The 13,392-nt window shown below is 47.8% G+C and carries 13 protein-coding genes; 4 read left to right on the top strand and 9 right to left on the bottom strand.

Annotation, left to right across the window (positions count from 1 at the left end):
* The 5 genes from NEPTK9_RS10040 to NEPTK9_RS07755 all read right to left on the bottom strand — a co-directional run.
* The coding region (locus NEPTK9_RS10040; protein ID WP_194848170.1) for a helix-turn-helix domain-containing protein at nucleotides 1-94 on the bottom strand (94 nt) is incomplete at its 3' end.
* Nucleotides 95-363: 269 nt separating this feature from the next.
* Nucleotides 364-756, bottom strand: a complete 393-nt coding sequence (locus tag NEPTK9_RS07770; RefSeq protein ID WP_194848269.1) for a hypothetical protein — start codon at nucleotides 754-756, stop codon at nucleotides 364-366.
* The gene (locus NEPTK9_RS07765) at nucleotides 720-1,130 is read right to left on the bottom strand and encodes a 2'-5' RNA ligase family protein (RefSeq protein WP_194848268.1); all 411 of its coding nucleotides are present in this window, start codon (nucleotides 1,128-1,130) and stop codon (nucleotides 720-722) included. Before NEPTK9_RS07765 ends, NEPTK9_RS07770 begins: the two co-directional genes overlap by 37 nt.
* A complete protein-coding gene (locus tag NEPTK9_RS07760; protein ID WP_194848267.1) occupies nucleotides 1,123-1,755 on the bottom strand; it encodes a hypothetical protein in 633 nt (210 codons plus the stop codon). Before NEPTK9_RS07760 ends, NEPTK9_RS07765 begins: the two co-directional genes overlap by 8 nt.
* A 91-nt stretch (nucleotides 1,756-1,846) precedes the next feature.
* The gene (locus NEPTK9_RS07755) at nucleotides 1,847-2,386 is read right to left on the bottom strand and encodes a hypothetical protein (RefSeq protein ID WP_194848266.1); all 540 of its coding nucleotides are present in this window, start codon (nucleotides 2,384-2,386) and stop codon (nucleotides 1,847-1,849) included.
* A gap of 315 nt (nucleotides 2,387-2,701) precedes the next feature.
* Here NEPTK9_RS07755 and NEPTK9_RS07750 point away from each other — a divergent pair, with 315 nt between their 5' ends.
* The gene (locus NEPTK9_RS07750; RefSeq protein WP_194848265.1) at nucleotides 2,702-3,010 is read left to right on the top strand and encodes a PPC domain-containing DNA-binding protein; all 309 of its coding nucleotides are present in this window, start codon (nucleotides 2,702-2,704) and stop codon (nucleotides 3,008-3,010) included.
* Here the strand turns inward: NEPTK9_RS07750 and NEPTK9_RS07745 are convergent.
* Entirely contained in the window at nucleotides 2,973-3,572 is a 600-nt protein-coding gene (locus tag NEPTK9_RS07745; protein WP_194848264.1) for a hypothetical protein, read from the bottom strand. The genes NEPTK9_RS07750 and NEPTK9_RS07745 overlap by 38 nt on opposite strands.
* Nucleotides 3,573-3,623: 51 nt before the next feature.
* Nucleotides 3,624-4,286: a hypothetical protein gene (locus NEPTK9_RS07740; protein ID WP_194848263.1), complete on the bottom strand. Its 663-nt coding sequence runs from the start codon at nucleotides 4,284-4,286 to the stop codon at nucleotides 3,624-3,626.
* Between the two features lie 584 nt (nucleotides 4,287-4,870).
* On the opposite strand from NEPTK9_RS07740, the gene NEPTK9_RS07735 reads away from it, so the two are divergent.
* Nucleotides 4,871-5,212 carry a hypothetical protein gene (locus NEPTK9_RS07735; protein ID WP_194848262.1) on the top strand — a complete coding sequence of 114 codons (342 nt, stop codon included), beginning with the start codon at nucleotides 4,871-4,873 and terminating at the stop codon, nucleotides 5,210-5,212.
* Here NEPTK9_RS07735 and ispG read toward each other — a convergent pair.
* Nucleotides 5,190-6,935 carry a (E)-4-hydroxy-3-methylbut-2-enyl-diphosphate synthase gene (ispG, locus tag NEPTK9_RS07730; RefSeq protein WP_194848261.1) on the bottom strand — a complete coding sequence of 582 codons (1,746 nt, stop codon included), beginning with the start codon at nucleotides 6,933-6,935 and terminating at the stop codon, nucleotides 5,190-5,192. The two genes, NEPTK9_RS07735 and ispG, sit on opposite strands and share 23 nt — an antisense overlap.
* Before the next feature lie 111 nt (nucleotides 6,936-7,046).
* Between ispG and NEPTK9_RS07725 the strand changes: the two genes are divergently transcribed.
* Entirely contained in the window at nucleotides 7,047-10,454 is a 3,408-nt protein-coding gene (locus NEPTK9_RS07725) for a two-partner secretion domain-containing protein (protein WP_194848260.1), read from the top strand.
* Nucleotides 10,451-12,190: a ShlB/FhaC/HecB family hemolysin secretion/activation protein gene (locus NEPTK9_RS07720; protein WP_194848259.1), complete on the top strand. Its 1,740-nt coding sequence runs from the start codon at nucleotides 10,451-10,453 to the stop codon at nucleotides 12,188-12,190. Before NEPTK9_RS07725 ends, NEPTK9_RS07720 begins: the two co-directional genes overlap by 4 nt.
* Here the strand turns inward: NEPTK9_RS07720 and NEPTK9_RS07715 are convergent.
* Nucleotides 12,180-13,238: a hypothetical protein gene (locus NEPTK9_RS07715; RefSeq protein WP_194848258.1), complete on the bottom strand. Its 1,059-nt coding sequence runs from the start codon at nucleotides 13,236-13,238 to the stop codon at nucleotides 12,180-12,182. The genes NEPTK9_RS07720 and NEPTK9_RS07715 overlap by 11 nt on opposite strands.
* Nucleotides 13,239-13,392 lie beyond the last annotated feature (154 nt).

Below are 13,392 nucleotides of genomic sequence, written 5' to 3'. Positions count from 1 at the left end.
AGAGCCATCTGCACTCGTTTAGACACTCCTGCAGCAACCTCTTTTGTTTCTTAGTCGGATACAGTCTGAATTGAAAGGACTTGCGGATTAACATACGAGTATTCTACCATTCGTCTTAAGAGGGTGTCAAATGTTAATTTCTAAAAGGGTTATTTTTACTGGCACAATTCATCTCGGCCCTAAAGGACCGAGTATTCTTGTGTCCTAATGATAAAATTTAGCGGACAGCTCACGGCATGGCTTTCCTCCGCCTCCGGCTTCGAAGCCATGTCCGTTCGCTGGAGAGTTTTTCTTTATCTCCCACAGCGAACTGACGTGAATTCAAGCCCGGAGGGTGCCGAAACGAACGCGGTGAGCTGTCAATTAACTACGAACCATCAACTCCCAAGTAAGAAGCCCCTTCTCCGCCTTCCCCTTTTCGGGGAAAGTAGCATCGCGAATCGCTGTGATCCCCTCTCTATGCGCCTCGTTTAAAATCGCACAGAAGCGGATCCCTCCATCATGCAGATTGCGGACCTGATAATCGGGATCAAGAAAAGGGAGAAGCTGAGGACACTTGAAAGCAAGGGCAATCTGAGCATTGAGGAAAACCTGCTGAAAACTTTCCCCATGAAGATGAAAAAGCCCCTCCTCTACCTCTTTGAATGGAGGGAGGAGATCATGGGTCCAAATCGGCTCATACCGGAGCTCTTTAAAACTCTCGTAAAGATGAAGATTTTTTAAGTAGAGGGGCAATGGGAGAAATGTTTTTTCCACTCTTTTTCTTTAAATGGACTGCGCCCTAAGGTGATATGCTTTAAAAACTCTCTCTTATCGATGAGGTACCCCGCCACCTCTTTTTGATAACCGGCAATGGTATCTGCTCCAAAGGGGGAACCATGCCAGGTGACAACACGGGGGTCGCGCCGGGGAAGGCAGAGGCACGCGTCAGAAAGGGCGACAGGACCCACTCGAAAGGAGGGCTTGGGCATCTTTGGGATGAGAGAGCGGATCTGCTTGTAAGAGGTGTCCCCTAAAAAGGCGATGGTGAGGTGGCGGTGTTTTGCCTTTAGCGTCCTTGCATCGGGAAGATCATCAGGCCATGTAGCATAAACCTCAAACCCAAAAAAAAGACGCTTTATATCACTCATTTTCCAGCTTTTCCAAGAGCCGTTGAATATAGGCCCTAACAACAATCTGCTGGTGACGCATCCTATTTGGAGTAAGCACAACCTTCGATGTGAAATAATTGCGCATCTCTTCTACGGTGCGATCCACCTCTTTATCAAAATTTTCATTGCCCAAGAAAAAACTGATTCCAATAAGGGACGTTCGGATCGTCTCAAGACGGGAATCACTGCAATAGTCGCAGCAAAAACTAGGGATATCATCGTAGGCAGAGCGGAGTATATTAATAGAGACTTCCTTGAGATCTTGCCGAGAAATGTGGTGCTTTTCTCGACTAAGCGCCTGAAAGTTTTTGATAAATTCATTGGTATTCCAACTCCAAACAATCCGTCTAGTGGAAAGACTCGTGATATTTTGGCTCACCTTTTCATAGATAGAGCCCTTACCCTGCTTTTCCATACGAGCAAATAAAAAGTTCAAAACCAAAGAAAGCCCCCTCATTCCGCTTTTAAGACGATATCCGGATGTCGCCAAAATGGGCCCATAACGATTCTTTATATAAACAGAAAGTCCCTCAAGACTCTTAGAGAGGTTGAGCTCTTCTTCTAAAGGAGCCTGATTTTCCAAATCTATACTACTAACCGACATTCTATGAGCCTTTCCTAAGTGATTTATGGATCACAAGTATATCTTACAAAAGGATTTTTATTCAAGTGTTCAAAAATTGTCGTGTAAAGAGTTATTTATGTGAATGTTTTTTGCGGACAATCCATACAAGTAAAACCCCCACCGCAATGGTAATCGGGAGCATCACGGTATAGAGATACTCGGCTAAAAGGGCAGCCCCCGCTGCAAAAAGACCTAAGAGGAGGCCAATAACAAGGAAAGTCCCCTCCACATAGATCCCTGTAATAAAGGTATTCAGTGCAAGGAGAGTGAGAGCTACAAGACCTGCTTCAAAGCGGCCGATCAGCCCCGTATTGACAAAGATTGCCACGAGGTAGACCGCTAAAATTAGCCCAAACCACTGCACGAGCTCATGCCAAATCGTCGCCGGAGAAAGGATCTGTTTTTTATGGCGCAGATACCAGGATAAAAAAAGACTTAACAGGGCAAAGATACCGACCATCACCCGCCAGTAAAGCCATGCCCCATCCCGCCAAAGATCGGAGACGATCAGCCCAACAAAGGAAAGGGTCAGCATCACGATCGCTACGATCAGCCGGATCTGCCAGTGGTGGTGGCGCTCTTTCAGCGCTTTTTCCTCTTCCGTATCCATATGCCTTACATTAGCTGAATATTTTTTTGGTTACAACCCCCCATAGTGCTCTGTCAATCCTAAAATTGAGGATAGATTGGTTGAGATTTTTTTGGGCCTTGCTCACCTTTTCGCACACTTTTTCCTGAACAACAAGCCCCTTATTTTTTTAAGTCTGCATACTTAGTTGGATGAAAGATGCGTCGGGGGCAAGTCCCCGACGTATCTTTCTTACATATACCACCGATAAATGTGCGAACTTTTTACCTGTAAAGGTGAACAAGGCCATGTTATGGTTGCAAAAATGTATAAGTTATTTTTGCCCAGCTCCTAAATATGGAAGAGGGAAAGGAGCTCCATGAGATGCTGAGCGCCTTTGTCCTTCAAAAAAAGATCCCCAGCGCCTTTTACCAAGGGATTGGAATGGTCCATGATGTAGAACTCGGCCACTTTAACCTTGAGAAAAATGACTATGACAAGAGCTCCTTCGACAGAACATTTGAGCTCATTACCGCCACTGGCAATATCTCGGTTGAAAGTGGGGTCCCCTTTATCCACACCCACATCGTCCTCGCCCTTCTTCGCAGACCTAACAAAACACGCAATTTTAAGGGGCTAGAGCTTCCTCATCCCTTTGTTCCGTGACCTCATGAAGAAGTCCGTGGCGGGATAAAGAGACAGGAACCTTCCCTTCCTCATCTACAAAAAGAAGGCTAGGTGGCGTGTGCCCATGGATAATCACCCCCTCACCCCCTTCTTTGGGAATCATCACAAAGTGGGGCAAATCATTTGCAATGCCCATCGCAATATTCGGTTCATGAGAGCCTTGGTAGAAGTTCATCATCGGAGTCTCTCCCCCGCGGATAAAGGTGGCCATATTTCCCGTCCGGTCTCCCAAGCCAAGAGCCGCTCCCCCATCCCTTAAAGGAAAGAAGGTCCCGACGATCTCCCCCTCTTCATTTTTCATGATCACCGCTGGGAAAACTCCCCCCTGCAGCTGGAGGCGGACATTTCCATTCGCATCATTCAAGGTAATGAGAGTATTCTCATCATTTCCTTGCAAGATGATGTTTGGGGTCCCATTCGCCCCTTTCAAAATGATCCGGCTTGCTTCGATGGTTCCACTCGAGTCCCAATCGAAAGCAAAAAAGCTGACCATTCCAATGAGAATAACGATATTTGTGATAAAAAAGATTCGGTTTAACATGCACACCTCGTTTGCCTAACACATACGGGGCGCGCTGATTTATGAAAACCTTTATTTCTCTTTGGGTTTTAATTTATCTGGCGTTGAATCTACGAGTCTAGCAACCTGGGTTTGGACATTCTCAGGGAACGTGCTAAAAAAGCTGGAATTTTTCTTAAGCTTTTTCTTTAAAGCATCTTTTCCGATCTCATTTTTAAGCCTTTCATGAAAGGCAATCATTAAATCCTCTTTAAGGTAAGAGGAATCACCGTAAACAAGCCCCATATAGATCAAAAAACTGCGTCTTGCGCATTTTCGAAGATCGTTTGCAGTGACCTCTTTTTTTGCACACTTAATAGCCCACTTGACTTCTCGACAGGTCATATTCTTAAATCCATGAACAATTAGCATGACGACCCCTTGGATAATCGCAAACTTCAGAATCGCCTCACCAGTAAGTTTAACCTTCCCTTTAAGGGCTTTTGACATCCCAAAAGCAAGGGCCGCTCCGAACCAAACTACAGATAGTTTTTTTGCCACTGACAAGCAAAAACACTCATCCTTTGAAGAAGCAAGCTTTTCTTGAATGGCTTCAGCAACCATTACCATCCCTGTCGCTAAAAAAAGGCCGTTATAGCTTGCACCATTAAATAGATGGGTGAAGCGCTTTCCTATTATGTAAGCTCCTGCACCTATGGTTAAAGATGTAATAGCAGATTTTTGAATGGGGGTCATAAAAGTCTCCTTCAAGCTAAACTTTGAAAGAATTATAAAAGTTTCCTATTTAAACCACCAGCTTGCTCTTTTTGTCCCTTTATGTCATAGGGTAAAGAAAAAAATTTACAGGAGAAAATAATGAAAAAACGGGCATGGTTCAAAATAGAGTAACAATTTTTGGTCTTATGAAAGATGCGTCGGGGGCAAGCCCCCTGCTGCCCCCTTGAGCTTCAATCTGGCAAGCCAAATCGACCCTCCTCGGGGGGCCGTGCAAAGCACTGTTCCACCCCTCGTGCGGGGCGATTTTGCAGAGCCATTTTGAAGCCGCGGACAGCTCACCGCATGGCTTTTCTTCGCCTTCGGCTCCGAAGCCATGTCAGTTCGCTGGAAAGGTTCTTTCCTAGAAAACCTTGCACATCTTTCACCAAGGAACAAGCCTCTTTTTTTCCAGGTTTTTAGCCACTTACCATATTCGCTTTGCTCGACTTTCAGCTTAACAAAAAAAATCCACTGAACCGACACAGCTTCGGAGCCGAAGGCGAAGAAAAGCTACGTCGTGAAGTGTCCATATTTCGTGAAGTGTTACCTCGGCATGCTGTATTTTGAACCATGCCGAAATACGACGGATTTTAGGACTGATTGTAGCTGCGGTGGGGATCGCAATGCTCTTTGCTTCAAGCTACATCAAGGGTGAAATCGCCAAAGGAAAGGAGCAAATTTCCAGTGCGCAGGGAAAAGTGGACACAGGAAAGCAGCTTTTTGGGATGACTCCCGCCACCAAACCCTTTGGGGATGAGCTTGCAAGTGGGGCGCAAAAGAAGATCGACGCCGGACGAGAAGATGTGAAGAAATATACCGCCATCGCCAATGGGCTTTTAGCAGGCGGCATCATCCTCATCGTTGGTGGAGCCTTCCTCGTCTTTATTCCAGGGAAGAAGAAGTAAGGGCGGCCTCTTCGGGCTCTATCCAGCGGTCGTAATCCTTGATGAGTTGGACCAGACGATCGACCGCTTCGGTGTAGTGGATGTTGCGCTCGACGCACTCTTTACCCACGTAAAGGTCGATCTTTTCCCGTCCTGAGCCGACATACCCAAAGTCAGCGTCGGCCATCTCTCCAGGTCCATTGACGATACATCCCATGATCGCAATCTTGACGCCCGGAAGGTGGGCCGTCTTTGCTCGAATCTTCTGGGTCACCTCTTGAAGGTCAAAAAGGGTCCGGCCACAGCTGGGGCAGGCGATAAACTCGGTTTTTGTTGCTCGCATCCGACACCCTTGAAGGATATTAAACGAAAGAGAGCTTGCCTTGTCTGGGGAGAGGTTGGTTTTTAGGAGGATTCCCTCGCCCATTCCATCGGCTAAAAGAGCTCCCATCTCGGCAGCAGCATGGATCACCGTATCCTCTTCTGAAAGGGGATAGTTCCCCACCAGAATGACGGGAAGATCCAGCTTTGCCTCTTGGATCCACTCGAAGAAATAGCGCCCCTGGTGAAGCAGAGAGTCGGTCAGCTCAAGAAGGATAAAGGAGGCGGGCTCTTCAAGGAGTGTTTTCCAGGTGCTCGGATCTCCATCTTTAATGTAGGCAAAGTCGGTAAAAGTTTCCCCATCGGCGATAATCTCTGTTCCGTTAAAGAAGGCATCGGCCTTAATGTCTTCTTGAGGCTCTCCCCATACAAGGACCGAGCCATCGCGTTGAAGAGGGGCAACCTGACGAACAAAACGGCGCTTCATCTCTTGGATGTTTCGCTTCGTTTCGATAAAGGGGGCGATCCCTTTTCCTTCGTAGCTTTTAGCAAAGTCAATGAGCCGCTTGCAAGGGTCGACCTCAAGCCAAGGATCTTCAGTGAGGGAGACACGAATGGTGTCGCCCAGTCCTTCTAGGAGGAGCGACCCCGTTCCAATGGCAGATTTGACACGGCCATCTTCCCCATCTCCTGCTTCGGTCACTCCAAGGTGGAGAGGATAGTTCCAGCCGAGTTTCATCATCTCGGCGACGAGGAGGCGGTAGGCCTTCATCATCACAAGGGGGTTACTCGCCTTCATCGAGAAGATAAAGTCGTGGTAGCCGAGCTGACGGCACACCCGAGCAAACTCAAGAGCCGACTCAACCATTCCAAAAGGGGTATCTCCATACCGGTTCATGATCCGGTCGGAAAGGGAGCCGTGGTTGGTCCCGATCCGGATCGCGCGTCCGAGCTTTTTGCATTTTTCAACAAGGGGGCCAAAGGTCTCGAAAATCTTCTCGATTTCGGCTGCATAGGTGGCATCATCATATTCGATCGTCTTAAAAGTGGCCCGTTTATCGACAAAGTTTCCGGGATTAACCCGCACCTTATCGACATATTCAGCAACAAGCATCGCAGCTGGCGGATAGAAGTGAATGTCAGCCACAAGAGGGATCGTATACCCCTTCTGCACAAGTGTGTTCTTAATCGCCTCGCACGCTTCGGCCTCTTTCTTTCCCTGAACGGTCACGCGAGCAATTTCACACCCCATATCTGCAAGGCGGATGATCTGATCAACCGTCGCCTCCACATCGCGGGTGCTTGAGGTGGTCATCGACTGGATTCGGATGGGGTTGTCCCCACCGACGCCCATATTTCCCACCATCACTTTACGAGTCTTCCACCGCTTTGTTTTGTAAACCGACTCTGAGTATTTTTTCATATGGACCTATTATCCCGAAAACACTCCTTTCTGACAAAGAAAAAAAACACTAGATTTATTTTCTTTTTTAGTTTAAAATTTAAGGCAATAGTCAAAATTTTAGAGGACTCGATGGATAAAACTTACGTTGCTGCCTTAATACTTGCCCCTATTTTTCTAATGGCAAAGCCTTCGGGACCGAAGGTTGCTCAAGGAGAGGCAACATTTGCTCACCCCACCAATCAACATATGGAGATCGTCACCGGAAATAAGACGATCATCAATTGGGAGAGCTTCTCGATCGCTGAAGGGGAAACCATCCAGTTTAAACAACTAAGCAATCTGTCTGCTGTCCTCAACCGGGTCTCTTCTAAAGAGACGAGTGCCCTTCTTGGAGCTCTCAAGTCCAATGGAACGGTCTACTTGATCAACCCAAACGGGATCTTAATCGGCCCCAATGCCACCATCGACACCCACGCCTTTATCGCCTCTTCTCTAGACGTTCTTGACAGCGAATTTTTAGAGGGGAAAACTCTCCGCTTTTTTGGAGATTCCGATGCCCGTGTGGTCAATCTAGGAAAGGTCTCCGCTTCGAGCGGCGATGTGATTTTGCTTGGTCGTTTTGTGAAAAACGAGGGGCAAATTGCAGCACCCAACGGAATGGTAGGAGTTGCGGTTGGAAGGGAAATTCTCTTAAAACCAGGCAGCGAAGAGCGAATTTTCATCTCCCCAAGTAGCGAAAGTGACAGACGAAAAGGGATTGGGATCTCAGGTCATGGGGATATTGAAGCTTTAAAGATCCGTCTCATTGCCGATGGGAACCCCTACAAGTTAGCGATTAACCATAACGGAAAGGCTGACGCCCTCAATGTTGAAAATCGAGGGGGTGACATTTACTTAGTTGCTGAGGGAGGAAGTGTTGAAGTCAGCGGTACCCTCACTGCGACACAGGGAACGGTCCACGTCTTTGGAAAAGAGGTTCTCCTCGATGAAAATGCCCTTGTCGATGTCTCAAGTAACTTTGGAGGCGGACAAGTTCTGATTGGAGGCTCTAAGCAAGGAAAGAACCGCGATCTTCTCCACTCCGAGTCAACAATCGTTAGAGAAGGAGCCACCATCCGTGCCAACACCTTCCAAAAAGGGAAAGGGGGCGAAGTGGTCCTCTGGTCTGACGGCTCTACCTTCTTTGCGGGAAAGATTGAAGTGCGTGGAGGAAAAACGGGAGGTGATGGGGGATTTGTCGAAGTCTCAGGAGCTCACCTTGAAAAAGAAGCAGGTCATGTCGACCGAACTGCTTCTATTGGCCTCCCAGGAACACTTCTATACGACCCCAGCGATATTTTAATCACTTCAAATAGTAGCTCTTCAGGAATGATACGGGCTGGAGGGAAACATGTCCCTACAGCACAGACAACGATTTTTTCTGTTCAATCCCTAATTAATGACCTTAGAGATGGCCCCGTTGAAATTGCAACCCACTCTGCCTTTGGAGGGAATGGGGACATTATTATTGAGTCTGACATGTATGGTTACGACAGCGATTATCCTCTTACCTTGTTAGCTGAGCGGAATCTGATCGTTCAAGGAGATGTTCAAAATGAAGGGTGGGGAGATATCATCTGCAACGTTGGAAAAGATCTTCAGATCAGCGGACAAGATAGAGTTAGCCGCCTTGGCAGCCGCTATGGAAATGTCTCGATCAAAACAGGGCGCCACCTCCTTGTACTAGGAGGAAAAGGAGGGCAAGGACAGATTGGATCTGATGCAGCCTTTTTAAAAAGCAACATTGATCTCACCGTTGGGGGTGATCTTATCGTCCAAGCAGTCGACCATTTTGCCCTTATCGGTCATATTAACACCAGTCACACAACCGCTGACTGTGACCGCTCTCTTTCCGGAAACATCACCATTCACCACGTCGGGGGAGATGTGCGGATGACTTCCTCGTCCAAAGACTTTTGCTTTGCTCAGATTGGTCTTGCTGCTGAAAAAGACAATGCACAAAATAGTGCAATTGTTCACGCACAAGGTGACATCACCCTTTCGAACGTCAATGGAACGGTCGAACTCCTTGCTGCGCATGGAGGAAAAGATGCCTACACGCTGATCGGCCATGGGGGAACTGCCCGCCGTTTTAAAGACACCTATAGCGGAAATATCACAGTCGATGCTAAGGGCTCTATTACTTTAGTCGGCGATGGCAACTGCAATGGAAAATTTGTAGGCATTGGCTTTGGACAAGACTTTACCGTCACAACTGAGACTCATACCTTTACCTCTGACCTAGTTTCCGTCACCTCGGGAGGAGATATCACCCTCACTGCCGGTCAAGGAAATAGCGCTACCTTTATCGGTGCCTTTACCGGAAATAGCGAAAAGGGAGAAACCGATGCCAAGATTGGAACGGTCCGCGTCGTTGCTGAGAAAAATATTACCCTTAATAACTGCAAAGAGGGCGGGCGAGAGTCTGCTGCAGGACTCGGCATCGTGGGAACTGTGGGACCTGCGTTTTGTAACTTGAGTCTTTTTGCAGGAAAAGATCTAAAAATTCATGGAGAAGCTCCCAAAACAGGCTCGTCTTATGCCTTTATCTCTAATGGTGTGGGCGTAGGCCCGTGGCAAGGACGGATCGATATTACGGTTAGCCAAGGTGACCTCTCCTTAATTGGAAACTCATTGACAAGAGAACAAGCCTCTATCGACAGCGCAGGCATCCTGAACATTAACATCCTTCGGGGAAGCCTGCGTCAAAATAACGCTTCGATGATCGCCCAAGGCCCTCTCTCTCTTTTTGCAGGAAAAGATCTGATCCTAGCAGGGGGAGAGCAAACCCTGTATACCAGCGGGCCAACCCTGATCCAAACCCACGGAGACTTTGAGCTAATTGGAAATAGCCACATCGATAGTAGGGAAAAAGAGATCACCTTTTTGATCGGAGGATCTGTGAGAATGGGAACGGGCTCAACGATTAAAAATCACTCAAACGCCCCTCTTACCCTCTCGGTTAACCATGGAGCTAAGTATGAGTTTGGAGTCCTTCCCAAGGGCATTCACATGGCACCTGGCTCAAAGATCAACAGCGCAGGGAACATCCTCCTCTATACCCCTTCAAGAGATGTGACTCGCATCGAAGGAACGATCAACAACGTCGCCTTTACCCCCGGACCCCTCTTTGTCAACAGCGAAACCGAAGCGTGGGCCCCCTTCTCCTTTGATCCATCAACAACCGCTGGTATCCCTCTCTGCATCTTTTACCGCAATGGAGCCGCCTCATTCGCTAACATTGAACAAAGTCAACTTCTCGTGAGTGAACTCTTAACCGATCTCCATCCAATGAACGAATATCTCGGATGGTCCGAAGAGTTCCAACTTGCGTACGACGAAGACGCTTACGAAAAAAGGAAAGAAAAAGGACTTTCTAGTTTCCAAGTTATTGGAGACCAGCTATACTTTCAACGTATGATGAACCACTCCTTCCATAATGTAAGGATGAATGGGTTTATCACTTTTCCAAAACCTATTGAGAATACAGAACTATGAAATTATCGATCCTCTTCACCCTCATTGCAACCGCCTTATGCGCCCAAAACTTTGAGCGAGTCAAGCCTAAAGAGCCCACCCAGTTTGAAGGAGAGCAGGGAACCACCTATGGCCCCACCTCCTCTGCAGTCAAAGTGACCGATGATGGCGACCAGGTGATCATCCCCGAGCTCAATGGAGTCGTCCTCACCGATTCACGCACCCACCTTTCTGACGAAGCGCTTTCCCATGCCCTTGGGGGGGGCGAAACGGTCAACGTTCAAGTTCCTGGAAGCGTTTATAATTTCAATGTGATGCTCACGAACCAATTCCTTGGAAAACCCCTCACCAAGCAAGGACTTGTCGATCTAAAGCAAGAGATCCTCCTCTACTACCGCCGATGGGGACGTCCGATCGTCACCGTTGAAATCCCCCAGCAAAAGATCACCGAAGGGATCCTCCAAGTGATCGTCGTTGAGGGAAAACTGGGCAAAGTCACCGTCGAAGGGAACAGGTATTTCAAAAGCTCCCGCCTTAAAGACTACATCCGCCTTCACGAAGGGGAGGCGATCGACTCGAACGTCCTTGTCGCCGACCTTACCTGGATCAACCGGAACCCTTTCCGCCAGGTCGATGTGATCTACGGTCCCGGAGAAATCGCCGGAACCACTGACATCCGCCTCCTCACTGTTGACAGCCGCCCTTGGCGTGTCTATGGCGGAGTTGACAACACCGGTTATGACGAAACCGACACCACCCGCCTCTTTGTAGGTGCCAACTGGGCCAACGTCTTTGGCCTCGACCACATCTTCTCCTTCCAAGCAACCACTGCTCCCAACGTCAACCGCTTTTGGGCCCTCACCGGTCAATATACCGCTCCCCTCCCCTGGCGCGATGTCTGGGTCTTCTACGGAGGTTACTCCCAAGTCCAAGGGAAGATGGAAACACAGCAATCAGCACTGAGAAACTCGGGCTACGCCGCCCAAGCGAGTACCCGCTACAACTTCATCCTCCCCCATATGCCAAGCTATCTCCATGACATCATCCTAGGCTTCGACTATAAACGAACCGATAACAACCTCGAGTTTGGTGGAAATGAAGTTTACCTTCATAGCGTTAACCTTACCCAACTCGCTCTTGGCTATAATGGAGGGTTCGACAACGAAGCGCTCCGCTTCTCTTTAACTGTAGAGCTTTTCTATTCTCCTGGTCCTTGGATCGGTGAGCAAAAAAAACAGGACTATAGCAAAGTCCGCTACAAAGCTAAAAGCTCCTACCTCTATGGACGGATTACCTTTGCGCCGATTTTCCGCCTCCCCAGCAACTTTGCCTTTGCCCTAACCCTCCGTGGACAAGCCTCCACCCAAAACCTCCTCCCCAGTGAGCAGTCAGGACTGGGGGGTTACAACACCGTCCGCGGCTATAAAGAGCGTCAGGTCAATGTGGACAATGCCCTTCTTATTTCGACAGAACTCCGCTCCCCTCCCCTTTCTCTTCTTAAGAAGAAAGGGTATAACGGCGAAATGCTCCAGTTCTTAGCATTCCTAGACTATGGAATTGGGCGAGATGTTCGTACAGAAGAGAACGTTCCCAAAACCGAATATCTCCTCAGTTTTGGCCCTGGCGTCCGGTATGAGCTAGGTCCCTATATCAACTTCCGTGGCGACCTCGGTATCCAGATCAAGCAACTCGAAGTGGCGAATAATCCCAAAGCTCCTGGCTTCCGGTTCCACTTCGGCCTTGTCGCTAGTTATTAGAAAGAGATCCAGAATAACAAAGGTATGTGCTTAGGGAACTCCAGCCAACGTGGTTCGCAGCCTTTAGTAGATAGTTAAAATCCCCAATGTGACACTTTTTCAAGACATTGCGGAAAGGTTCGCTTACAGAGCCTACCATGCCTCGGTGACCCAAAATAAGATGATGCACCTGACCTGCAGTGATGTTCGTTCTGTATGCTAACCCTTCCAAAAAGGGCGCCTCTCCCCCTGATTTAATATAAGCCCCCATGCAATACCAGTAGAGTGGCCAAAGCTTATTGTCATGTTCGAAATCAACAAAAAGTTCTCGCGTAAAAAGATCACTCTCCGCTAAAGCTAAGGCAATATAATTATGCATTGCAGGCTTATAAACATCTTTCTCCATTAAGTTAAAAGAACGGGTAAACTGCTCTTGCAATACGGGATCATCGTCTTCTGGTGAAGTGATCGGGAATACCAACTGCCAAAAAAGGACCCAATCAGCTGATTGAAATGCCGTATCAGGAAGATCTTTTAAGTGGTTACAAAGCGCTTCCATCCCTTCCTGCCTGTAAATGTCATATACCTCTTTAATCCCCGAGGGCCACCCATTACTATTATGGAACTCAATTAGCTGATTTTTTTGTTCTTGACTAATCTTGCCATGCATTCCTTGAGGTAAAGCATCTTTGTACTCCTTAAACACATCGTCCATGGCCATCCAGCCAACTGCAGCATGGATAGCCCCAAAAACAAAAACCGCCAAAGTAACAGTCCTGCGGGAAATCCGCCCCGCGCAAATCCCTTTGGTCCACACTTCAGAGTAAGTTCCTGCTGCAAGAAGCCCAAAGGGAAGGAGGATGGATGCCCATTTAAAGGGGCCGTCATACCGCTCAAAGTGGTAAGGAGCAAAAGAGACCCACCCTGCTGCAATGACCGTCATTACAGAATAAACCTTTGCACTGACAGGGCACGTTTTGGGGTGGGCTACTCGATATAAAACAGCAGAATAAGCCCCAGCGGCAGTCAGTATAACAAATGTCCCAATACTCTTATCTGGAATCTCCATAAGAGAACATTATAGATGCTGCTTCAATAAAAAACTACCCTTCGTGGGAAATATGCAGGGTTATTTGGTAAAAATGTCTTGACAAAACCCCTCGTGAAGTAATTCGAGTAAAAAACTGTCATCCCAGCCTGCCCTTAATCTTTTGTTCTTTAGA

Source organism: Candidatus Neptunochlamydia vexilliferae (genome assembly GCF_015356785.1).
GTDB classification, from domain to species: Bacteria; Chlamydiota; Chlamydiia; order Chlamydiales; family Simkaniaceae; genus Neptunichlamydia; species Neptunichlamydia vexilliferae.
This window is presented reverse-complemented; position numbering and strand designations above follow the sequence as displayed.